25 protein-coding genes and 1 tRNA gene are annotated in these 22,290 nt (G+C 67.6%); 16 read left to right on the top strand and 10 right to left on the bottom strand.

Annotated elements, in window-relative coordinates:
• The first annotated feature begins 24 nt into the window (after positions 1 to 24).
• Together AC07M8_RS08320 and AC07M8_RS08325 are read left to right on the top strand one after the other, a co-directional pair.
• On the top strand, positions 25 to 1,455 hold the full coding sequence (locus AC07M8_RS08320) for a glutamate ligase domain-containing protein (protein ID WP_495173883.1): 1,431 nt from the start codon (positions 25 to 27) through the stop codon (positions 1,453 to 1,455).
• Positions 1,456 to 1,490: 35 nt separating this feature from the next.
• Positions 1,491 to 1,745, top strand: a complete 255-nt coding sequence (locus AC07M8_RS08325; protein WP_495173884.1) for a DUF6356 family protein — start codon at positions 1,491 to 1,493, stop codon at positions 1,743 to 1,745.
• On the opposite strand, the gene AC07M8_RS08330 is transcribed toward AC07M8_RS08325, so the two are convergent.
• Positions 1,738 to 2,109, bottom strand: coding sequence for a PilZ domain-containing protein (locus tag AC07M8_RS08330; RefSeq protein WP_495173885.1), 372 nt, complete (start codon positions 2,107 to 2,109; stop codon positions 1,738 to 1,740). The genes AC07M8_RS08325 and AC07M8_RS08330 overlap by 8 nt on opposite strands.
• Positions 2,110 to 2,287: 178 nt before the next feature.
• Here AC07M8_RS08330 and AC07M8_RS08335 point away from each other — a divergent pair, with 178 nt between their 5' ends.
• From AC07M8_RS08335 to AC07M8_RS08360, 6 genes are all read left to right on the top strand, one after another.
• Positions 2,288 to 3,010 carry an alpha/beta fold hydrolase gene (locus AC07M8_RS08335; RefSeq protein ID WP_495173886.1) on the top strand — a complete coding sequence of 241 codons (723 nt, stop codon included), beginning with the start codon at positions 2,288 to 2,290 and terminating at the stop codon, positions 3,008 to 3,010.
• Positions 3,007 to 3,825, top strand: coding sequence for a tetratricopeptide repeat protein (locus tag AC07M8_RS08340; RefSeq protein ID WP_495173887.1), 819 nt, complete (start codon positions 3,007 to 3,009; stop codon positions 3,823 to 3,825). Before AC07M8_RS08335 ends, AC07M8_RS08340 begins: the two co-directional genes overlap by 4 nt.
• Positions 3,826 to 3,897: 72 nt before the next feature.
• On the top strand, positions 3,898 to 4,332 hold the full coding sequence (locus AC07M8_RS08345) for a VOC family protein (RefSeq protein ID WP_495173888.1): 435 nt from the start codon (positions 3,898 to 3,900) through the stop codon (positions 4,330 to 4,332).
• A 1-nt stretch (position 4,333) separates the two neighbouring features.
• On the top strand, positions 4,334 to 5,059 hold the full coding sequence (gloB, locus tag AC07M8_RS08350) for a hydroxyacylglutathione hydrolase (RefSeq protein WP_495173889.1): 726 nt from the start codon (positions 4,334 to 4,336) through the stop codon (positions 5,057 to 5,059).
• A gap of 36 nt (positions 5,060 to 5,095) precedes the next feature.
• Positions 5,096 to 5,503: a hypothetical protein gene (locus tag AC07M8_RS08355; protein ID WP_495173890.1), complete on the top strand. Its 408-nt coding sequence runs from the start codon at positions 5,096 to 5,098 to the stop codon at positions 5,501 to 5,503.
• A gap of 32 nt (positions 5,504 to 5,535) precedes the next feature.
• Positions 5,536 to 5,871, top strand: coding sequence for a hypothetical protein (locus AC07M8_RS08360; protein ID WP_495173891.1), 336 nt, complete (start codon positions 5,536 to 5,538; stop codon positions 5,869 to 5,871).
• A 59-nt stretch (positions 5,872 to 5,930) separates the two neighbouring features.
• Here the strand turns inward: AC07M8_RS08360 and hslU are convergent, their stop codons facing one another.
• From hslU to AC07M8_RS08390, 6 genes are all read right to left on the bottom strand, one after another.
• A complete protein-coding gene (gene hslU, locus AC07M8_RS08365; RefSeq protein ID WP_495173892.1) occupies positions 5,931 to 7,223 on the bottom strand; it encodes an ATP-dependent protease ATPase subunit HslU in 1,293 nt (430 codons plus the stop codon).
• Between the two features lie 118 nt (positions 7,224 to 7,341).
• The gene (gene hslV, locus AC07M8_RS08370; protein ID WP_495174266.1) at positions 7,342 to 7,884 is read right to left on the bottom strand and encodes an ATP-dependent protease subunit HslV; all 543 of its coding nucleotides are present in this window, start codon (positions 7,882 to 7,884) and stop codon (positions 7,342 to 7,344) included.
• An 88-nt stretch (positions 7,885 to 7,972) separates the two neighbouring features.
• Complete coding sequence (locus AC07M8_RS08375) at positions 7,973 to 8,338, bottom strand: 3TM-type holin (RefSeq protein WP_495173893.1); 366 nt, start codon at positions 8,336 to 8,338, stop codon at positions 7,973 to 7,975.
• A gap of 26 nt (positions 8,339 to 8,364) precedes the next feature.
• Positions 8,365 to 8,904, bottom strand: coding sequence for a glycoside hydrolase family 108 protein (locus tag AC07M8_RS08380; RefSeq protein WP_495173894.1), 540 nt, complete (start codon positions 8,902 to 8,904; stop codon positions 8,365 to 8,367).
• A gap of 89 nt (positions 8,905 to 8,993) precedes the next feature.
• Positions 8,994 to 11,354, bottom strand: a complete 2,361-nt coding sequence (locus AC07M8_RS08385; RefSeq protein ID WP_495174267.1) for a putative bifunctional diguanylate cyclase/phosphodiesterase — start codon at positions 11,352 to 11,354, stop codon at positions 8,994 to 8,996.
• 2 nt (positions 11,355 to 11,356) lie between these two features.
• Entirely contained in the window at positions 11,357 to 11,968 is a 612-nt protein-coding gene (locus AC07M8_RS08390) for a methylamine utilization protein (RefSeq protein WP_495173895.1), read from the bottom strand.
• 116 nt (positions 11,969 to 12,084) lie between these two features.
• Between AC07M8_RS08390 and AC07M8_RS08395 the strand changes: the two genes are divergently transcribed.
• On the top strand, positions 12,085 to 12,945 hold the full coding sequence (locus AC07M8_RS08395; protein ID WP_495173896.1) for a DUF3034 family protein: 861 nt from the start codon (positions 12,085 to 12,087) through the stop codon (positions 12,943 to 12,945).
• 4 nt (positions 12,946 to 12,949) lie between these two features.
• Positions 12,950 to 13,426, top strand: a complete 477-nt coding sequence (locus AC07M8_RS08400; RefSeq protein ID WP_495173897.1) for a group I truncated hemoglobin — start codon at positions 12,950 to 12,952, stop codon at positions 13,424 to 13,426.
• Positions 13,427 to 13,640: 214 nt separating this feature from the next.
• Here AC07M8_RS08400 and AC07M8_RS08405 read toward each other — a convergent pair.
• A tRNA-Pro gene (locus tag AC07M8_RS08405) sits at positions 13,641 to 13,717 on the bottom strand.
• A gap of 197 nt (positions 13,718 to 13,914) precedes the next feature.
• Here AC07M8_RS08405 and yajC point away from each other — a divergent pair.
• From yajC to AC07M8_RS08425, 4 genes are all read left to right on the top strand, one after another.
• Positions 13,915 to 14,253, top strand: a complete 339-nt coding sequence (gene yajC, locus AC07M8_RS08410; RefSeq protein WP_495173898.1) for a preprotein translocase subunit YajC — start codon at positions 13,915 to 13,917, stop codon at positions 14,251 to 14,253.
• Entirely contained in the window at positions 14,253 to 15,851 is a 1,599-nt protein-coding gene (gene secD / locus AC07M8_RS08415) for a protein translocase subunit SecD (RefSeq protein WP_495173899.1), read from the top strand. The genes yajC and secD overlap by 1 nt, the downstream gene beginning before the upstream one ends.
• A gap of 105 nt (positions 15,852 to 15,956) precedes the next feature.
• A complete protein-coding gene (secF, locus tag AC07M8_RS08420; RefSeq protein WP_495173900.1) occupies positions 15,957 to 16,928 on the top strand; it encodes a protein translocase subunit SecF in 972 nt (323 codons plus the stop codon).
• Positions 16,929 to 16,935: 7 nt separating this feature from the next.
• Positions 16,936 to 17,304: an Mth938-like domain-containing protein gene (locus tag AC07M8_RS08425; RefSeq protein WP_495173901.1), complete on the top strand. Its 369-nt coding sequence runs from the start codon at positions 16,936 to 16,938 to the stop codon at positions 17,302 to 17,304.
• Here the strand turns inward: AC07M8_RS08425 and AC07M8_RS08430 are convergent.
• Together AC07M8_RS08430 and AC07M8_RS08435 are read right to left on the bottom strand one after the other, a co-directional pair.
• The gene (locus AC07M8_RS08430; protein ID WP_495174268.1) at positions 17,286 to 18,467 is read right to left on the bottom strand and encodes a glycosyltransferase; all 1,182 of its coding nucleotides are present in this window, start codon (positions 18,465 to 18,467) and stop codon (positions 17,286 to 17,288) included. The two genes, AC07M8_RS08425 and AC07M8_RS08430, sit on opposite strands and share 19 nt — an antisense overlap.
• Before the next feature lie 82 nt (positions 18,468 to 18,549).
• Positions 18,550 to 19,374: a class I mannose-6-phosphate isomerase gene (locus tag AC07M8_RS08435; protein ID WP_495173902.1), complete on the bottom strand. Its 825-nt coding sequence runs from the start codon at positions 19,372 to 19,374 to the stop codon at positions 18,550 to 18,552.
• An 85-nt stretch (positions 19,375 to 19,459) separates the two neighbouring features.
• Between AC07M8_RS08435 and AC07M8_RS08440 the strand changes: the two genes are divergently transcribed.
• A complete protein-coding gene (locus tag AC07M8_RS08440; RefSeq protein WP_495173903.1) occupies positions 19,460 to 20,440 on the top strand; it encodes an outer membrane protein assembly factor BamD in 981 nt (326 codons plus the stop codon).
• 125 nt (positions 20,441 to 20,565) lie between these two features.
• Complete coding sequence (gene recN, locus AC07M8_RS08445) at positions 20,566 to 22,224, top strand: DNA repair protein RecN (RefSeq protein ID WP_495173904.1); 1,659 nt, start codon at positions 20,566 to 20,568, stop codon at positions 22,222 to 22,224.
• Positions 22,225 to 22,290 lie beyond the last annotated feature (66 nt).

Below are 22,290 nucleotides of genomic sequence, written 5' to 3' on the forward strand. Positions count from 1 at the left end.
GCCCGTCTCGACTAGCCCGGCACCATGCAGATCGGCAACCTCGCGAACCGTCCTTGTTTCTTCGTCGGCATCGGGGGCTCGGGGATGATGCCGCTCGCGATGATCCTCGCCGGCCGCGGCGCCCGGGTGTCGGGCTCCGACCGCAACCTTGATTCCGGCCGCGTCCCCGCCAAGTTCGACGATCTCGCCGCCAAGGGCATCGCGCTGTTCCCGCAGGACGGCAGCGGCATCACCAGCCCCGGCCAGCTCGTCATCGCCTCGGCCGCGGTGGAAGACAGCGTCGCCGATATCGTCGCCGCGACCCGGCTCGGCTGCCAGCGCGCCACCCGCCCCGAGCTGCTCTCCGCGCTGTTCAACGACAGCTCGCTGCCGATCGGCGTCGCCGGCACCAGCGGCAAATCCACCGTGACCGGGATGATCGGCTGGATCCTCCACGCCTGCGGCCGCGACCCGACGGTGATGAACGGCGCGGTGATGAAGAACTTCGCCACCGCCGATGCGCCCTTCGCCAGCGCCTTGGTCGGCAGCGGCGAGGCCTTTGTCAGCGAAGTGGACGAAAGCGATGGCTCGATCGCTTATTACCGCCCGCGCATTGCCGTGCTCAACAACGTCAGCCTCGATCACAAGGGGCTCGACGAACTGCGCCTGTTATTTGCCGGCTTTATCGCCAAGGCAGAGACCGCGATCGTCAACATCGACAATGACGAGGCGGCACTGCTCGCCCGGCAGCGTCCGGCGACCCAGATCACCACCGTCGGTATCGCCCGCGACGCGGATTTTACCGCGCGCAACCTCGTCGAGGCGCCGTTCTCGATCGGCTTCGATCTGGCGGTCGCCGGCAATCCGCCGATCCCCGTCCGCCTTCAGGTTCCCGGGCGACACAATGTTGCCAATGCCTTGGCGGCAATCGCCGCGTCGGTAGCGGCCGGCGTGCCGCTGGCGGAGGCCGCCATCGCGATCGCCGGCTTCACCGGTCTGCGCCGGCGGTTCGATCTGGTCGGAGAGGCCGGCGGCGTCGCGGTGATCGACGATTTCGGCCACAACCCCGACAAGATCGGTGCCACGCTCGATACGCTCCACGCCTTCCCCGGCCGGCTGCTGATGCTGTTCCAGCCGCACGGCTACGGTCCCCTCACGGTGATGCGCCACGATCTTGTCGAGGCGCTGGCGGCGCGCATGGCCGCCAACGACATCCTCATTCTGCCCGACCCTGTCTATTACGGTGGCACCGTCACGCGCGATGTGACCAGTGCCGATATCGTTGCCGACCTCCAGGCCGCCGGCCGCGATGCCCGCTATGTCGCCGATCGTGACGCCGCCGCCGCGCTGCTGGTCGCCGAAGCATGTGGCGGCGACCGGATCATCGTGATGGGCGCCCGTGATGATACGTTGAGCCTGCTCGCCGGCAAGATGCTCGCCCGGCTTGGCGAGGGTGGCGCCGGAGCCGCGACCTGATATGCTCGGTCGTGCTGAAGCACGGAGTACCAGCCATGTTGCGTCGCCTGTTCCTCGATCACCCTCAGGCCGTTGGCGAAAGCTATGCCGAGCATCTGGCAACAGCCGGTCGCTTTGGGCTGGCAATGGTCGCTGGCGGCGGCGCCTGCCTTGTCCACGCCATCCTGCCTGCAGCCTTCAAGACCACCGGCAGCAGCACGGTCGCCGAACTCCACCGCCAGATGGTCGCCAAGCGCGGCGTCGTGAAGGCGGATCAGCTGCAGATGCGGACGGTCGATTTCGTCATCTGATCGGCTGAGGAACGACCAATGCGGCGTCGCAGTCGTCGACTCGCGACACGCGCAAATGCTCGAGCCCGGCATAGTTTCGGCGCACGATCTCTAGCGGGTCAACCGGGCCGGCGAAGCGCAGCCCATAGGTGCTCGCCGACTTCCACATCACGGTGCCCGGCATGTCGAGCCCATTCGCCTTCAACGTCACCCGCATGCCCAGCCGCAACCCGGCAATGCACCTCACCTTGGCGCCATCGCGCGAGATGTTGGCGATGATCACGGGAAACAGATCGGACTGGACGGCCAGCTGGCCGCCGAAGTGGGTCGGGAAACGCTGCGCTGCACGTGCTTCACGCGAGGCCGGCGTGCTTGACTGCGACATAGTACCTCCATCGAGAGACATGCCGGTTCGACGAAGCTAACTTGCATTAGTTCCGAAATGGACGAAACAATCGAAGTTAATGAAATCTCTCCAATCTCCTTTTGCTACAATTCGCGAAGGGCATTGGGGCGCCGGCAGAGTGGTTCTCCCGCCTCTGCTTTGCCTCTACAAAGCTCCGATGACCAATATCTCCCGCCCCCGCCTCGCCTATCATCTCACCGCCGGCACCGGCCCGACGATCGTCTTCCTGCCCGGCTACGCCTCCGACATGAACGGCACCAAGGCGGTAGCGCTGGAGGTCTGGGCCAGGGCTGCGGGGCGCGCCTACCTGCGCTTCGATTATGCCGGCTGCGGCCAGAGCGAAGGCGCCTTCGAGGAGCAGAGCCTTGCGGACTGGCGTGACGATGTGCTGGCGATGCTCGACGACGCCGTGCAGGGTCCAGCGATCCTCGTCGGCTCCTCGCTCGGCGGCTGGCTGATGCTGCTCGCCGCCAGGGCGCGCCCCGAGCAGGTCGTCGGCCTCGTCGGCATCGCCCCCGCGCCGGATTTCACCGACTGGGGGTTCAGCATGGACGAGAAGATGGCGATCCTCTCCGGTGGTCGGCTCGAGCGCGCCAATCGCTATGGCCCCGCTCCCACCGTCTACACTCGCGCCTTCTACACCTCGGGCGAAGCCAACCGGCTGATGTTCGGGCCGATCGCCTTCGATGGCCCGGTCCGGCTGGTGCAGGGTCAGGCCGATCCCGACGTGCCTTGGCATCGCACCTGCCGCCTCGCCGAGCTGATTCGTTCAGCCGATGTGCAGACCTGGCTGGTCAAGGACGGTGACCACCGCCTGTCGCGCGCACCTGATATCGCGCTCGTCGTCCGTGCGGTTGAGGATGTGATTGACGCATTATGATCAGCCTGCTGCTTGCCGCCGCCGCCACGCAAGCGACTCCCGTCGCCCGTCCGGCCGACCCGCGCGAGGCGCGCTATGAGCGCTGTGTCGATCTCGCCACCCGCGACACCGCCGCCGCCCGCACCGAAGCATCACAATGGGGCGCCACCGGGGGCGGCTGGTTCGCGCGCCAGTGCGCGGGCATCGCCTACACCCGCGACGGCCAATATCCCGCCGCTGCTACCGAATTCACGGCCGCCGCCCGCGCTGCAGAGCTTGCCCATGATGCCCGCGCCGCCAATTACTGGGCGCAGGCGGGCAACGCCTGGCTGGCCGCGGGCGAACCCGTCAAGGCCCGCGCCGCGCTCGACACCGCGCTGGTCGCCGGCACTCTGACCGGCCTGTCGCTGGGCGAGGCGCAGCTCGACCATGCCCGTGCGCTGGTCGTCGCCGGCGAGATCGATGCCGCCCGCCGCGATCTCGATCTCGCCCTCACCAACGCCACTGCCGATCCGCTAGCCTGGCTGCTGTCGGCAACGCTCGCGCGCCGGATGGGGGACCTGCCCCGTGCCAAGAAGGACATCGCCGAGGCGCTCCGCCGCTCCGCAGACGATGCTTCCGTCCAGCTCGAAGCGGGCAACATCGCCGCCACCGCGCACGACGAGGCCGGTGCCCGCGCCGCCTGGGCCGAGGCGGCACGGCTGTCGCCCAACGGCGAAGTCGGCCGCCACGCAGTTGATGCGCTGCGGCAGTTCGATACGCCGCCTCCGGCAAGTCCCGCGCCGGCGATCACGCCGCCGCCCTCGTCCGCGCACATGCCTGCGCAAGGTCGCTAAAATCCACCGCCTTGGCTGGTACCGCCAAGGCTCAGTTCCTAGGTAGCGGCCAACCCTTACCGAGGAAGCCGCATGAAATACCTCCACACCATGATCCGCGTCACCGATCCCGACGCGACCATCCGGTTCTTCGAGCTGCTCGGCCTCAAGGAAGTGCGCCGTATCGACAATGAGCGCGGTCGCTTCACGCTGATCTTCCTCGCGACCCCCGATGCGATCCGCCAGCCCGGCGAGCGCGCCGACTCCGAGGTTGAGCTCACCTACAATTGGGATCCCGAGCATTACAGCGGCGGCCGCAACTTCGGCCATCTCGCCTATCAGGTCGACGACATCTACGAGACCTGCCAGCGGCTGATGGACGCCGGCGTCACCATCAACCGCCCGCCGCGCGACGGCCATATGGCCTTTGTCCGCACCCCCGACGGCATCTCGATCGAGCTGCTCCAGGATGGCGTGCTCGAACCCGCCGAGCCCTGGTCGTCGATGCCCAACACGGGCGAGTGGTGACATGCTGGAGATCGTCCGCGTCGCGGTGCTGAGCGACAATTACGCCTGGCTGCTCCACGATGCCGATTCGGGCCAGACCGCCGTGGTCGATCCCGGCGAAGCGGCGCCAGTGCTAGCCGCAGCATCGGCAAGGGGCTGGACGATCGACGGGGTATGGACCACCCACTGGCATCCCGATCACACCGGCGGCAATGAGGCGATCAAGGCGGCGGGCGCACGGATCACCGGTCCCGCCGCCGAGGCCGGGAAAATTCCCAGCCTCGACGTGCTGGTCGGCGAGGGCGATACCGTGACGCTCGGCGATCACGTCGCACGGGTGATGCAGGTGCCGGGGCACACCCAGGGCCACATCGCCTTCCACTTTGCCGATGATCGCGCGATCTTCACCGGCGACACCTTGTTTGCGATGGGCTGCGGCCGCTTGTTCGAGGGCACGCCGGCTGACATGTTCGCCAACATGCAGCGCTATGCGGCGCTACCCGATGACACCCGTGTCTATTGCGGGCACGAATATACCCAGTCGAACGGCCGCTACGCCCTGGTCGCGGAGCCCGAAAACCAGGCGATCATCGATCGCATGGCGGAGGTGGACACCGCACGTGCTCGCGGTGATGCCACGATCCCCACCACCATCGGGCTGGAGCGGACCACCAATCCGTTTCTCCGCGCCACGACGGTCGATCGACTTGCCGAGTACCGCCGCGCCAAGGATAATTTCCGCGGCTAAACCGGCGATCGTGCGTTACGCCACTGGAGGTCGACCATGCGCTACCTGATTGTCCCCTTGCTCGCGATGTTGGGCGCTTGCACGCTGACGCCGGCGCAGCAGGCCGCCGTCGCCCGGTCGGACGCTGCCAGCCAGCAGGGCCTGGCCAAGGAGCTCGCCGGGCTGGAGCCCGGCCAGCCGGTATCGTGCCTGACCAACTACCGCTCGCGGCAGCTCAAAGGCTATGGCTCGACCTTGGTCTATGTCGAAGGTCGCAACCTCAAATATCGCGTCGAGGCGCCGGGCTGCGAGGACGTCACGCGCGGCGACATCCTCGTCACCGTGTCGCCGACCGGCCAGTTGTGCAGTGGCGACATTGCACGCACTGTCTCGCAAACCTCGCGCATCCCGAGTGGCGGCTGCGGGCTGGGTGAATTCACCCCCTATCGCAAGCCGCGCTCGTGAGCCCGCTTCTCAAGCGGGGCCTGACCCTCGCCGTGCTGGCGCTGGCGCTCGCCGCCAACAAGTCGGATCCGCTCGCCGGCCGCGTTTCCGGCGCGCCGGTCGAATGCATCAGCCTGGCTCCCGGCGCCACCAATGGCCCGCAGATCGTCGACGATCACACCATCCTTTATCGGCAGTCTGGCAAGCGGATCTGGCGTACCGGCCCGGTCGGCACGTGTCCCGGGCTGCGCCCGCTCGCCACCATGATCGTCGATGTCTACGGCAGCCAATTGTGCCACAATGATCGCTTCCGCACGATCGAACCGGGGATGAGCATCCCCTCGGCCTCTTGCCGGCTCGATCGCTTCACGCCCTACGACAAAAAATAGCAGGTATCCCGCATCCGTCATCCCGGCGGACGCTGGGATGACAGTCGACAGCTACAGGCCTACAGCACGAACCGGCTGAGATCGGTGTTCTTGGCGATGCTCGCGAGCTGCCGGTCGACATAGGCCGCATCTACCGTCACCGGGTCCGTACGGTCCTCGGCATCGAAGCTCACTTCTTCGAGCAGTTTTTCCATCACCGTCTGCAGCCGCCGCGCGCCGATGTTCTCGACCTGCCCGTTCACCTCGGCGGCGATCCGCGCGATCGCGGCGATGCCATCGGTGGTGAAGTCAATGTCGACGCCCTCGGTGGCGATCAGCGCCTTATACTGCGCCGGCAGTGACGCCTTGGTATCGGACAGGATGGCGATGAAATCCTCCTCGGTGAGGCCCTTCAGCTCGACGCGGATCGGCAGCCGCCCCTGTAGCTCGGGCAGCAGGTCCGACGGCTTGGCGACATGGAAGGCGCCGCTGGCGATGAACAGGATATGGTCGGTCTTCATCGGCCCATATTTGGTCGCCACCGTGGTGCCCTCGATCAGCGGCAGCAGGTCTCGCTGCACGCCTTCGCGGCTCACCGAACCGCCGCGCACGTCGCTGACGGCAATCTTGTCGATCTCGTCGAGGAACACGATGCCATTGGCTTCGGCATCGGCCAGCGCAGTGCGGCTCACCTCGTCCTGGTCGAGCCGCTTGTCCGCTTCTTCCTCAACGAGCTTGTCCCACGCCGCGCGTACCGTCACCTTGCGCCGCTTGAGCTGCTGGCCGCCGCCGAACGACTTCATCATCTCGGAGATGTTGATCATCTGCGCGCCGCCGCCGGGCACCTCGAACGGCGTCTGCGGCGCCTGCTCCAGCTCGATCTCGATCTCGGTCTGATCGAGATGGCCGTCGCGGAACCGCTGCTTGAACGATTCGCGGGTCGCCTGGCTCGAATCCTTGCCGACCAGCGCATCGAGCAGCCGTGCCATCGCCGCCTCTTCGGCCTTGTCCTTCACCGCCAGGCGCCGGCGTTCCTTCTCCAGCCGAATGGCCTCTTCGACCAGGTCGCGCGCGATCTGCTCGACATCGCGGCCGACATAGCCGACCTCGGTGAACTTGGTCGCCTCGACCTTGACGAACGGCGCGTCGGCGAGCTTCGCCAGCCGCCGGCTGATCTCGGTCTTGCCGCAACCGGTGGGCCCGATCATCAGGATGTTCTTGGGCGTCACCTCGTCGCGCAGGTCGGCGGACAGCTGCTGCCGCCGCCAGCGGTTGCGCATCGCCACCGCCACCGCCCGCTTGGCGTCACGCTGGCCGATGATGTGCGCGTCGAGCGCGGCGACGATTGCCTTGGGAGTCAAATTCTCGTTCATTCTACCTCTTATCCCGGTCACACCGAGATCAATGTTCGTCATCCCAGCGAAAGCTGGGATCTCGTGCCACAGGGGTCCGTAACAACATGGAGGCCCTAGCTTTCGCTAGGGCGACGGTTCAGTTCACCGAATCCAGCGTCTCGATCGTCAGCCGGTCGTTGGTGTAGACGCACACCTCCGCCGCGATCCCCATCGCCTTGCGGCACAGCGTCTCGGCGTCTGGTTCATAGTCGACCAGCGCGCGCGCTGCGGCGAGCGCGTAATTGCCGCCCGATCCAATCGCGGCAATGCCCGCCTCGGGCTCGAGCACGTCGCCATTGCCGGTGAGAATCAGCGTCACCTCCTTGTCGGCGACGATCATCATCGCCTCGAGGTTGCGGAGGTATTTGTCGGTGCGCCAGTCTTTGGCGAGCTCCACCGCGGCGCGCATCAGCTGGCCGTGGTGGCGCTCGAGCTTGGCCTCGAGCCGCTCGAACAGGGTGAACGCATCGGCGGTGGCGCCCGCGAAGCCGCCGATCACCGAGCCGTCACCCAGCCGTCGCACCTTGCGGGCATTAGGCTTCATCACCGTCTGCCCCATCGATACCTGGCCGTCACCGGCGATGACGACCTTGCCGCCGCGCCGGACCGAAAGAATGGTGGTGCCATGCCAGACGGGCATGGCGTGTGGATCATTTCCGTGCATGCGCGGCATATGGGTGGCGCCCCGCGCAGTTGCAAAGCCCCTCGCCGTTACAACGCAAGCACGCTCAGCGCTCCACGCCGCGCGCCTTGCCCCAGCTGCGCGCCACCGTATAGCCGAGATAGCCGGTCCCGAAGAGCGCATAGAGCGGCTCGGGGATACCGTTGAGATAGGCGGTCATCCCCTGCGCGATCGCCGCCGCCGCCGCCGGCCGCACCGCGGCGATCAGCCCCATCGGGATCGACCACAAGAGCAATGCATACATCACGTAAAGGAACGCCGGCCGCGCCCGCCGCGTCCAGGCATCGGTATCGGCTTTCGGCGCCGCTATTTTGAGCAGTTCGATCTTGGCCGCCTCACGTGCCGCCGGATCCGCCACCACCCGATCGATCAGCGCCGCCGCCGCCCTCGTGCCCCCAGGCATGATGATCATCGTCTCATCCTCCGCGTCGATGCCCATTAACCGATCCGGTTGGCCAGCCAGCCATAAAGGAATGCCTCGTTTGCCGGCCGCCGCTCGGCCAACGCGAGGTATCGCTCGCCCTGCAGCGCCTCCATCGCCTTGACCAACACCCGGCCGGCCCCCGCTCCACGGCGATCCATGAACGCGTCCAAAGCAGCCAGCGTGCGCGTGCCCACCGCACCGTCCAGCGGCACGTCGGGATAATCCGCGGCGCCGCGGTTAAGCGCGTTCAGCGCGCGCTGCAGGAAGGACGCCGCCACCGCCGGGCCCATGTTGACGCCGGTGTCGAACAGCTCGGCGGCAATCTGGAACGAGCGCCGCGCCACCTGGTCGAACCCCGGTCGCAACCAGTACATCCGCCGGTAGATCGCCACCGCCTCGCCGCGCGACAAGGTGCGCATCGCACCGGCATAACCTTGTGCCCGCGCCACCGCGACGGTGATCCCCCAATTGGTCTCGCCGCCCTTGTCCGCGGGATGGTCGACATAGCCGCCCTCCCGGTCGATCACCTCGTCGATCAGTTGCTCGATGGTCATGCCAGCCTCCCAGATCAGGAGGCGAGCGAACCATAGAGGTTCGCTGTAGGACAGCACTAAATGCCCGTGGGCGTCGCATTCGCGTCGCCTCAGGCGGCGCGGCTCACCGCATCCTGCTCGGTGCAGCGGTCGAACAGCGCCTCGATCCGATCCTCGGCAAGCGGGCGGCTGAACAGATAGCCCTGGATGCTGCTGCATCCCTGCCCGCGCAGCCGGGCGAGCTGGTCGTCGCTCTCCACGCCCTCGGCGGTGGTTTCCATGTGCAGCGCCTCGGCAAGCTGCACGATCGCCCGCACGATCGCCGCGGCGCTGTCGTCATAGGCCACCGCGGTGACGAACGAGCGATCGATCTTGATCTTGTCGAACGGAAATTTGCGCAGGTAGCTCAGCGACGAATAGCCGGTGCCGAAATCGTCCAGCGCCACCCGCACGCCCATGTCGCGCAACCGGTGCAGCATCGCCACTACCGGCCCCTCGCCGTCGAGGAACACCGATTCGGTGATCTCGATCTCGAGCCGACCCGGCGCCAGCCCGCTCTGCGCCAGCGCCTGAAGCACGATGGTCTGGAAGCCGGTGTTGCGGAACTGCAGCGGCGAGACGTTGACCGCGATGCGCACGTGATCGGGCCATTCGACGGCGGCACGGCAGGCCTGGTGGAGCACCCACTCGCCGATCGCGACAATCAGCCCCGTCTCTTCGGCGACCGGGATGAACTCGGTCGGAGACACGCGACCGCGACTCGGGTGGTTCCACCGCAGCAGCGCCTCAAAGCCGCTGATCGCATCGTCCTTCAGCGCCACGATCGGCTGAAAGTTGAGCTGGAACTCGTTGTTCTTGAGCGCCTTGCGCAGGTCGAGCTCGAGCTGGCGGCGCTTGCGCGCGGCCTCGTCGAGCGCCGGCTCGAAGAAGCGGAAGGTGCCGCGGCCGTCCTGCTTGGCGCGGTACAGCGCGAGATCGGCGTTCTTGAGCAGCAGGTCGGCGTCGTCGCCATCAACCGGACCGATCGCGATGCCGATGCTGGTGCCGCTGGCGATCACATGGCCTGCCGCCTGCAACGGCTCCTGCAAGGCGTCGACGATCTGCTGCGCGAGCACACGAGGTCGATCGGCAAGGAAGCCGTTGGCGAGCACGATGGCATATTCGTCGCCGCCCAGCCGCGTGACCATGCCGTCCGGCACCATCTCCACCAGCAATGCGCCGATCTGCCGCAGCAGCGCATCGCCCACTGGATGGCCGAGCGTGTCGTTGACGCCCTTGAAACCGTCGAGGTCGAGGCACAGCACCGCCACCTCGCCCCCGGTCCGCGCCGCGCGCGCGATCGCCTGCTCCAGCGCCTGGCGGAACGACACGCGGTTGGGGAGCCCGGTCAGCGAATCGTGGAAGGCCAAGTGAGTGATGCGATGCTCGCGCTCGACGATCCCCGCCGACATCCGGTTGAAGCTGTCCGCCAGCCGGCCAATTTCATCCGCGCCTTCCACCGGCACCTCGGTATGCTCGCCGGCCTCCAGCGCCTTGGCGGCCCGATCGAGCACCGCGATCGGGCGAGCGATGCTGCTGGCGAGCCGACCGCTGCCGAGCAGGACCAGGATCAGCCCCATCAGCCCGGCGAGCCCGATGCCGATCTGCAGCGGGCGGTATTGGGCCAGGGCGGCGCCATGCGGGTAGCGGATCAGCAACGCCGCAGAGGCGTCCCCGGCCGGCCCATGAAGCGGCTTTGCCAGCGCAAAGGCGGCGCCGCCAGGCAGGTCGAGCGTCGTCAGCGTTCGCTTGCCCATCGATTCGCGAACCAGCCGGTCGAGCTGGAGATTGGCCGGTACCGAACCGTCCGCCGCCGACCAATGGCCGTCGGCCGTGCGCTGCAGGATCGTCGCGGTGAGCGGGATCGCCGATAATCGTTCGAGGCTGCGCATCTCGCCGCCGTCGAGCCGGATCGCGAAGGCCACCCAGCCGATCTCGGTCGGTGCTAGGATCGGTGATAGGATGATCCGATACACCGCACCGTCGACCGTGATCACCGCATCGCGACGCCCGTCGGCGAGGACGAACGGCAATTGCCCCACGGCTGCGGCGAGCGGCCCGTGGACGCCGATCACCGCGCCATCCTGGTCCACCACCATCGCCAGCGGCACGCCCGCCCGGTTGCGCAGGCTGACCAGCGCACTGTCGATGGTCGATCGGTCTCCGCTGGCGATCGCGCTGCGGAAGCCGAAGTCATGCGCCAGCACGTCGGCCGCGCTCGCCAGCGATCGCTCGCGTAACGCCCACAGCCGGTCATACACCGTTCCGCTCGCGGCCAGTTCCGCCATCACCGAGGTTCGCGCCGCATCCTGGACGATGACCTGGGTGACCCCGGCAATGCCGATCAGCGCGACCCCGAACAAGGCGGCATAGAGCACCGCCAGCCGCGTCCGCAGCGAGCGGAAGCGCAACCGCGACCAGAAGGGCGGCATCGTCAACGCTGGATCGCGACGGTGGTCGCCAGCCCGGCGGCGGCGACGATCTTGGGCTGCGCGAGCGTGTTGCCCGCGGCGCGAATCGATGGATGCCAGACCCGCAAGGTCACCGCACCGGCCGGCACCCCGGTAAGCGCCACCCGCCCGGCAGCGTCGGTCACCGCCGCGAACGGCGTCGCCGTGACATAGACGAAGCCGCTCATCTGGTCGTGGATGTTGCAGCCGAGCGCGACCACCCCGGGCTTGTCGAACGTCACCGCGCGCTGGTCGTCGCGGCCGTAGAGCTTGAGGTCGAACTTGCGCGGCTTTGAGAAGGAATAGACGTGGTGGCGCACCTTGTCGCGATTGGGAAAGCCCACCGACGCGCCAACCGGCACCACCAGCACGTGCGGCTCGAAGGCAATATCGCGCTGCTGGACCATGTAGGGACCCCGTGGCACCGCGGCGGCTCCGCCCGGCACCTCCACCGAGACCACCGCATCGGCGAGCGGGCGTCCGTCCGGTCCCTTGACAATCACCGTCACCGGCGCCGCCGCCGCGATCGCCGGCATCAGGAGCCCTCCGGCAGCGAACCAGCGGAGGGCGACGAAGGGGGCAAGGAAGCGCGACATCGCCTGCCTGTAGCTCAACGTCGTTTACCGTTCGTAAAGGTGGGTTTTACCGGCTGGCAACCACAGCGCGGCTAATCAGGTCGGCAATGATACGGATCCTAACCCACGATAGAATCATGGCAATTTCGCTGCTGGTGGCGGCGGTGACGGCCGCGCCGGCACTGGCCGAGGAGCATCGCGCCGGCGGCAAGCTACTGCTCACCAACGGCGTCTCCACGGTAGACGGCGCCGCCGGCGGCGGGCTGGCCAGCTGGGCGGTGATCGCCGGTAACGAGACCCGCGACGGCATCGGCGGCAGCGCCCATGCGACGCTCGTCGCACTGCCCGATTTCACCCTCAAGAGCTATGGCGCCGCGGTCGGCGTGTTCGATCGGCTGGAGGTTTCATACGCTCACCAGAGCTTCGACACCCGCGCCGCCGGCGCCGCTCTCGGGCTGGGCCGCGGCTTTACCTTCGCGCAGGACGTGGTCGGCGCCAAGCTGCGGATTGCAGGCGACGCGGTCTGGGCGCAGGACCGCCTGCTGCCGCAGATCAGCATCGGCGTTCAGCACCATATCGCCGAGAAGGCGGCGGTGATCCATGCGGTTGGTGGCCGCGAGAGCGAGGGCACCGACCTGTATGTCGCCGCCACCAAGCTGCTGCTCGCGCAAAGCCTCGTCCTCAACGGCACCGTCCGTTTCACCAAGGCCAACCAGTTCGGCCTGCTCGGCTTCGGCACCGACGGCCGCAACGCCCGCACCGCGCAATTTGAAGGCTCGGCGGGCTACATGCTGTCGTCGCGGCTGGTGGTCGGCGGCGAGTATCGCACCAAGCCCGATCGGCTCGGCTTCGCGCAGGAAGATGACGCGTACGATTTGTTCGCCGCCTGGGCGGTGCAGCGCCACGTGTCGCTCACCGCCGCCTATGTCGATCTCGGCGACATCGCCACCGTCAAGGATCAGCGCGGGCTGTTCCTGTCGCTCCAGACCGCCTTCTGAAGGAATGTTCGTGTCGATCCTGCTCGCCCTCGCCCTCGCCGCCCAGGTGGCAACCCCGCCCGGCGAGGAGGCGGTTGCACCCTACGCGCATGGCAACGCCAATGCCGGCGCCACGCCGTTCGCGGGCAACGGCATGTGGCATGCCTTTCACGGCAGCGACGGCGTCAACCGGCTGATCGATCGCTTCGTCGCCCGCAACGTCGCCGACCCGCGCATCGCCGACATCTTCCGCAACCAGGATCTGGTACGCCTGCGCCGCACGCTGAAGGAGCAATTCTGCTACATCCTCAATGGCGGCTGCGAGTATTCGGGGCGAACCATGAAGGACGCGCACACCAACATGGGGCTGCAGATGGCCGACATGGGCGCGCTGGTGGAAAATCTGCAATGGGCGATGCGCCAGGAGCATGTGCCGTTCGCCGCGCAGAACCGTCTACTCGCGAAACTTGCGCCGATGAAGCGCGACGTCGTCCAGCGCTGACTGCGCCGCTAGCGACACCCTGTTCGACCGTCATGCTGAACTCGTTTCAGCATCCATCGCCCATCCCGCGTCGCAAGCCCGCGGGCAGTGCAGGTCATGGATCCTGAACCAAGTTCAGGATGACAGCAGCGTCGGATTATTGGGAGCAGTCGCCCGAACATCTACGCCCCGCCAGCAAAAAGGCTCAACGGGACGTCAGTCCGAGAAGATGAATTGGTCGGGGCGACAGGATTCGAACCTGCGACCCCCACACCCCCAGTGTGATGCGCTACCAGGCTGCGCTACGCCCCGACCGGCTGGAAACCCGCGAGCAGCTCGCCGGTCATCCAGAACGCGGGCCTCTAGGCCGGTGTCGGCAGCGATGCAAGCGCGGATCGGCGAAGCGCCCGCAATTGGCGGAATGATTGCGCGCGCGGCCCACCAATGCTAGCGCGCGACGCTTCACGGGCGGGGACATTTTTCCTGCCGATCAGCCATGCACGGACAAGATGATCATCTCCCCAGCTTATGCCCAGGTCGCAGGCGCCACCGGTGAATCGAGCGGTTTCGCCTCGATCATCAGCCTTGCGCCGCTGTTCCTGATCTTCATCGTCTTCTACTTCCTCATGATCCGCCCGCAGCAGCGGCGCATGAAGCTGCTCCAGCAGTCGGTCGAGGCGGTGAAGAAAAACGACACCGTGGTCACCGCTGGCGGCATCGTCGGCAAGGTCACCAAGGTCGAGGACGGCTTCGTCGAGGTCGAGATCGCCCCCAACACCCGGGTCCGCGTGGTCAAATCCACCCTCACTGAGGTGACCAGCCCCAATTCGAAGCCGGCGAACGACTGATGCTCGATTTTCCTCGCTGGAAGGTCGTCTCGATCTGGACGCTGCTCGCGGTGCTCTGCGCGTTGGCGGTTCCGAGCTTCCTGCCCGAAAGCATCACCAACAGCTGGCCGGTGCACCCGCGGATCAACAAGGGGCTCGATCTCGCCGGCGGCAGCTACCTGCTGCTCGAAGCGGACACCCAGGATCTCGCCAACAGCCGTATCGAGGCGATGCGCGAGCAGATACAGGGCTCGATGCGCAACGGCACGCCGCGCATCGCGATCGGCGACATATCCACCCGCGACAACCAGCTGACCTTCCTGCTGCGCGACCCAAGCCAGGTCGACGCCGCGCGCGAGCGCCTGCTCGGCATCACCGGCGGTGGCGCGGGCATGACCGGTCAGCGCGAGTGGGACATCACGGTGGTCGACACCAGCCGTTTCGTCGTCACCCCCACCAAGGCAGGCCTCACCCAGGCGGTGAAGACCGCGATGGACGATGCGCGCGACGTCGTCCGCCGCCGTATCGACGAGCTCGGCACCCGAGAGCCGACCGTCGTCGGCCAAGGCGACAACCGCATCGTCGTCCAGGTCCCCGGCCTGCAGAACCCGCAGGCGCTGAAAGACCTGCTCGGCAAGACCGCCAAGCTCGAGTTCAAGCTGGTCGATACCAACGCCAACCCGGCGGATCTCGCCAAGGGCATCGCCCCGATCGGCAGCCAGGTGCTGCCCTATCCGGGCAACCCTGCCGGCCCGCCGTTCATCGCGGTCAAGCGCGGCGTGATCATCTCGGGCGACCAGCTCGCCGATGCGCGCCAGGCCTACGATCCGCAGACCAACCTTCCCAACATCACCATCAACTTCAACGCCGATGGCGGCAACCGCTTCGCGCGGGTGACGCAGCAGAACGTCAACAAGCCGTTCGCGATCATCATCGATAACAGCGTGATTTCGGCGCCCAATATCAACGAGCCGATCCTTGGCGGCTCCGCCTCCATCTCGGGCAACTTCACGGTCGAGAGCGCCAACCAGCTCGCGATCGCGCTACGCTCGGGCAAGCTGTCGGTCGGCCTCAAGGTCATCGAGGAATCGACCGTCGGCCCGGATCTCGGCAAGGACTCGATCCGCGCCGGCATCCTCGCCTGCGCGGTCGCAGTCGCGCTGGTGGTCGCCTTCATGTTCCTGACCTACGGCCGGTTCGGCCTTTATGCGAACCTCGCCGTGATCATCAACGTGTTCGTGATCCTCGGCGTGCTCGCGGTGCTCCACGGCACCCTCACCCTCCCTGGTATCGCCGGCTTTGTGCTCACCATCGGCACCGCGGTCGATGCCAACGTGCTGATCAACGAGCGCATCCGTGAGGAACGCCGCCGCGGCCGCTCGGTCGTCCAGGCGGTCGAGCTCGGCTATAAGGAAGCGAGCCGGACGATCTTCGAGGCCAACATGACCCACGGCATCTCCGGCGTGATCATGTTCGTGCTCGGGTCGGGCCCGGTGAAGGGCTTTGCGGTGGTGCTGCTGATCGGCATCGTCACTTCGGTGTTCACCGCGGTCACCTTCACCCGCATGCTCGTGGCCCTGTGGATCCGCCGCAACAAGCCGAAGACGATCAACATATGATCCGGCCCGCGTCGTCCCTTACCCAGCATACGTCACCCCGGCGCGCGCCGGGGTCTCCCCGTGACAACGAGACCCCGGCGCATGCCGGGGTGACGGAGTGAACCGATGAAACTGCTCAAGATCGTCCCCGACAACACCAACATCGATTTCGTCCGCTTGCGCGGGGTGGCCTTCGGCCTGACCCTGCTGCTCAGCGTGCTCGCGATCGGCCTGGTCGCGGTGAAGCACCTCAATTTTGGCGTCGATTTCGTCGGCGGCCTGATGATCGAGGAAAAGTTCGCCACCCCGCCGAGCCAGGATGCGGTGCGCAGCGCCGTCGACCGCCTCAATGTCGGTGAAGCCTCGCTCCAGCAGTTCGGCGATCCGCGGACGCTGACCATCCGCCTCCCCGTCCAGCAGGGGGCCGACGAGGGCGCCACCAACGCCGTCGTCAAGAAGGTGGAAACCGCGCTCGGCCAGCAGTTCCCCGGCGCCACCTTCTCGCGCTACTCCACCGTCTCGGGCAAGGTCTCGGGCGAGCTGATCGAGCATGGCGCGCTCGCGGTGATCCTCGCCATCCTCGGCATTGGCCTGTTCGCCGTGGTGCGCTTCGAATGGCAGTTCGGCGTCTCCACCATCGTTGCCATCGTCCACGATCTGCTGATGACGCTCGGTTTCTTCGCGCTGACGGGGTTCGAGGTCGATCTCAACATCGTCGCCGCGGTGCTCACCATCATCGGCTATTCGATCAACGACAAGATCGTAATCGACGACCGTATCCGCGAGAACATGCGCCGCTATCGCAAGATGGAGATGCGCGAGATCATCAACCTCTCGGTCAACGAGACGCTCCCGCGTACCGTGATGACCTCGGTGACAATCCTGCTCGCGCTGGTGGCGATGCTGTTCCTGGGAGGTCACGTGCTGCGCGGCTTCACCGCGGCGATGATCCTCGGCATCGTCGTCGGCACCTATTCGTCGATCTACGTGTCGTCGTCGCTGCTGATCACCCTCGGCCTCCGTGCCGATCCGCGCCCCGCCAAGGGCGCCGACCGGTCGATCGACAATGCCGAGCGGGTCGGGCCGCGGGACCGCTGAGGTGCGGATGAGTGAGGACTCGCCTCCCTCGGGCGGCCCGATCATCCGCGCCTTCGCCGGCACCGGCTTCCGGGTCGGTGAGACCGCGCACCGCGCACTGCTGATGACGGTTGAGGCCGCGACTGACTGGACGCCGCCCGCGTTCAGCGATCTCGCGATCGAGCATCTGCAATCGCTGGTCGCAATGCAGCCCGAGTTTATCCTGATCGGCACCGGCGCCACGCTGGTGCGGCCACCGGCCGCGCTGGTGAAGGCACTGGAGGCTCGGCACATCGGCATCGAGGCGATGGATAGCCGCGCCGCCGCCCGCGCCTGGGGCGTGTTGCGCAGCGAAGGCCGCCCCATTGCCGCGGCGCTCTACCCGCTCGACGCCTGACCGCCCGCCACCAGCCGGGCGAGATGCGCGGCCAGCGCCGTGGCATTCGCCTCCCAGCTGAACCCCGTCACGGTCGCCCGGACCGCATCGGGCGCCGGCGGCATGGCCAGCAAGTCGGCGATGCCGCCGGCGAAGGCGATCGGCGCGCGGTCGGCCACCCGGCCGGCCGCCTCGCTCGTCACCACCTCGCGCGCGCCCCCCGCATCGGTGATCACGATCGGCGTCCCGCAGCTCAGCGCTTCCACCCAGGCGTTGGCCAGCCCTTCTGATGCCGACGCCAACGCCATCACGTCCGCCGCCGCCAACAGTTCAGGCAGGGCCGCATGCGGCACCGCGCCGATCAGCCGCACCCGATCGGCGACACCCAGCCGCGCTGCCAGCGACGCCAGCCGGCCGTGCTCGGGCCCCTGTCCGGCCACGATCAGCGTCACGCCCGCGAGCCTCGCCACCGCCTCGATAACCACGTCATGCCCTTTGCGCGGGATCAGCGCCCCGAGCGACAGCACCAGCGGCCCGGCAACGCCCAGCCCCTGCTTGAGCGCCGCCCGGTCCCCCGGACAAAAGCGATCGCGGTCGATCCCTGTATGATGCACCCTGATCCTAGGGCCCGGCATGCCGAGAGCGACCATATCCGCCCGCATCGCCTCGCTCACCGCGAGCAACCCGTCGGCGGCTTGCCCCGCCGCGAGCACCTGACGCCGCGTCGCCGCCGCCCGCCCCCAATGATGAATATCCGCTCCGCGCGCCTTGATCGACACCGGCACGCCATAGCGCCGCCCGAGCGCCACCGCGGCGGGCCCATCGGGGAAGAAGAAGGAGGCGTCGATCACGTCGAAGCCGGCGTCGTCGCGGATCGCATCCAGCACCGGCACCAGCGCGCGTGCGAGCAGGCGGGCATGCCAGCGCCCGCCGGTTCCCGGCAACGCGATAAAACGCGGCCGATGAACGTCGAGCCCTTTCCAGCGCTCGCGTGCCGGCACGTCCAGGAACGCAGGACGCAGCAACCGCGTCAGCGGCGGTGGCAGCACGCCGATCGGCGCCACCACCGTGACCGCGACGCCCGGTTGCGCGGCGAAGCCGAGCGTCTGGCGCTCGACGAATACGCCAAAATTGGGTCGGGTCGCGTCGGGAAACAGCGTCGACAGGGTCAGGATGCGCAACATGGCGCGCATCATAGCTCCTGCCGGTTAACGCCCGCCCCTGCCCGCCCCGGCACGCCGCATCATCCGGCAGGGGCGGCCCGAATCAGACCCGCGTCACGCCCGGATAGGCGAACAGCACATCGGCGTCGGCGCTGGTCGTCACCGTCTCGCTGCCGGTCATCGTCACGCACTCGCCCGCCTTGAACGCAACGCCCCCGACCTCGCCCGATCCGGTGATCGGCACGATCCACGCCGTCTTGCCCTCAGGCAGCGTCACCGCATGGGTGCCCGCAGTCCAGCGCTCGAGCACGAACTTAGGGCCCTCGACCAGGATCTTACGGTCGTCGCTCACCACGCCGGGCGAGGTGATCGGCTGGTACGGCGTCAGATGCGACACCGCGACGCCGTCCTTGAGGTGCAACTCGCGATCGCTGCCGTAATCGTACAGCCGATAGGTCGTCTCGGAGTTCTGCTGCACCTCGATCAGCGTCAGTCCGCCGCCGATCGCATGAATCGTCCCCGAGGGCGCGTAATAGAAGTCGCCGGCCTTCACCGGCACCCAATCGAGATCCTCCTCGATCGAGCCGTCCTGCGCGTCGGCGCGCAACTTGTCCTGCGTGATCGGTGCCTTGGGGCCCAGCGCGATCGTCGAATCGTCGGCGGCCGACAGGATCGTCCAGCACTCGTCCTTGCCGCGCGGCAGCCCGCGGGCGTGCGCTTCTTCGTCGTTGGGATGCACCTGCACAGACAGTTTCTGGCCGGTGAACAGATATTTGATCAGCAGGTCCGGCGTGGTGTCGCCCGGCTCCTGAAACCAGATCTCGCCGATCGGGTCGCCGCCGGCGGGCGCGTCCTCGAAGCCGAAGCCAAGGTCATGCCGCCCCCAGGGTTTTTCGACGCGATGGGTGTGGAGCAGCTTGGCAGGCATGGGAATCCTTTCGTGGGTCGCGAACGCCGAACGCGTAACGCGGGGGATTGTTCGCCGCCACCCCCTTACGCTAAGAGCAAGGCCGATGCGTATCCCCCAGTCCAAGGCGCTGTCTCTCGCGCTGATCGCCGCCGTCGCGTTTCCCATCGCCGGCTGCGCCCGCAACCGTGCCAAGGGGGACACGCCCTATGTCGCTCGCGATGTCGGCACGCTGTACTCGACGGCGCGGCGCCGGCTGGATCAGGGCCGCTACAAGGAGGCTGCGATCCTGTTCGACGAGGTCGAGCGCCAGCATCCCTATTCGGTCTGGGCCCGCCGCGCGCAGCTGATGAGCGCGTTCAGCTATTATCTTGGCAACGATTACACCCAGTCGATCCAGTCCGCGCAACGCTTCCTCTCGGTCCACCCGGGCAATCGCGATGCGCCTTATGCCTATTACCTGGTCGCCTTGAGCTATTACGAGCAGATCAAGGACGTCACCCGCGACCAGAAGATCACCCGCCAGGCGCTCGACGCGCTCGGCGAGCTCACCCGCCGCTACCCGAACACGCGCTACGCCTCGGACGCGCGGCTGAAGATCGATCTCGTCAACGATCACCTCGCCGGCAAGGAGATGGAGATCGGGCGCTTCTACGAGACGCGCGGTCAGTGGCTCGCCGCGTCGATGCGCTTCCGCACCGTGATCGACCAGTATCAGCAGACCACCCACACGCCCGAGGCGCTGATGCGCCTCACCGAGACCTATCTCGAGCTCGGCGTGCCGCAGGAGGCTCAGCGCGCTACCGCGGTGCTCGGCCACAATTATCCCGGCAGCGATTGGTATGCCCACGCCTACAAGCTGATGCAGGAGCATCCGCCCAAGGCCGTCGCCGCGCTTGCCCCCGGGCAGGAAGCGGTCCCGCGCGGCACGCCCGGCTCGCTCGGCACTCAGGGCAATGCGCTGCCGGGATCGTCGGGCACCGCGACGCCGACGGCCGAGGCCCCCGGCGCGCCGACTCCGGCAAGCCCCAGCGGCGGCGCCGGCAGCACGGCGCCGATCACGCCCGCCGGCACGCCCACGACCTGATCCGCCCGGAACGAGCGGCCAAACACAACTTTCGTCGTAAGCCGGCACCGTTTAACGATCATCATTCCGCACGATCGGAACGTTTAGGGATCAACATTGCCGCGCGGCACGCTATATCGGCGGCGATGCTGACCGCGCTGGCCATTCGCGACGTCGTCCTGATCGAGGCGTTGGACCTTGAGTTCAGGGCCGGACTCGACGTGCTCACCGGGGAAACCGGCGCCGGGAAATCGATCCTGCTCGATGCGCTGGGCCTCGCGCTCGGCGGCCGCGGCGAAACCGGACTGGTGCGCCATGGCGCCACCCAGGCGGTGGTAACCGCCACCTTCGATCCGCCCGCCGGCCCGATCGCTGCCTTGCTCGAGGACAATGGCATCGAGCTCGAGTTCGGCGAGCCACTGCTGATCCGCCGCATCGTCAAGGCCGACGGCGGCAGCCGCGGCTTCGTCAACAATCAGCCTGCCGGCGCCGCGCTGCTACGCGAGATGGCGCCGATGCTGGTCGAAATCCACGGCCAGCATGACGATCGCGGCCTGCTCAACCCCCGCGGCCATCGCGCGCTGCTCGACAGCTTCGGCCGGGTGGATCCCGGCGACACCGCACGCGCCTGGACCACGCTGCGCGCCGCCGAGGCCAGGCTGGCGGACGCCCGCGCCGACATCGACACCGCCGCGCGCGACCGTGAGTGGCTCGAGCACGCCGTCGGCGAACTCACCGCGCTCGCCGCCGAGCCCGGCGAGGAGGAGGCGCTCGCCGACAAGCGCCGCTCGATGCAACGCGCCGAGAAGATCGCGTCCGAGCTCGAGGCGATCGACGACTATCTCGAAGGCTCCGACGGCGGCTTGGCCCAGTTGCGGCAGGCGGCGCGGGTGCTCGAGCGGATTGCCGAGGACCATGCAGCGCTCGGCGAAGCGCTCGCCGCGGTCGATCGCGCGGTGATCGAGGCCACCGCCGCCGAGGACAGCCTGCGCGAGGCGCGCCGCGACCTTAATTACGACCCCCGCGCACTCGAGGACGACGAGACACGCCTGTTTGAGCTGCGCGCGATGGCGCGCAAGCACCGCGTCCAGCCCGACGATCTCGCAGCGCTCGCCGAGGAACTGACCGCGCGACTCGAGCGCCTAGAGGCCGGCGAAGGCGGCATCGCCGTGCTCGAGACCGCGGTCGCCGCCGCTCGCGCCGACTATGACGCCGCGGCGTCGATTCTTTCCGCCCGTCGCCACGCCGCCGCCAAACGGCTCGATGTTGCGGTTGCCGGTGAGCTCGCGCCGCTCAAGCTCGATGCCGCGCGCTTCCGCACCACCGTGGTCGACGTTGGCACCGAGGGCTGGTCGGGCGCGGGCAAGGACCGCGTCGAGTTCGAGATCGCGACCAACCCCGGCGCCCCATTCGCGCCGCTCGCCAAGATTGCCTCAGGCGGCGAGCTGTCGCGCTTCATCCTCGCGCTCAAGGTCGCGCTCGCCGAAGTCGGCGGCGCGGCGACGATGATCTTCGACGAGATCGACCGCGGTGTCGGCGGCGCGGTCGCGAGCGCCATTGGCGAGCGCCTCGCGCGACTGGCCGAGCGCACCCAGCTGCTCGTCGTCACCCACTCGCCCCAGGTCGCCGCCCGCGGCGCCGAGCATTTGCTCATCGCCAAGAGCCACGACGGCACCGTTACCCGCACCGGCGTCCGCGTCCTCGCCGAGGCCGAACGTCGCGAGGAGATCGCGCGGATGCTGTCCGGTGCGACGGTGACGGACGAGGCCCGGGCCCAAGCGGATCGGCTGCTGGAGACGGCCTGACGCGCAGTCACGATCCGTCACCCCAGCCTTCGCTGGGATGACGGTGAATAGATCGAGGGTACAGGC

This window comes from Sphingomonas sp. GW821-FHT09E03 (assembly GCF_059416225.1).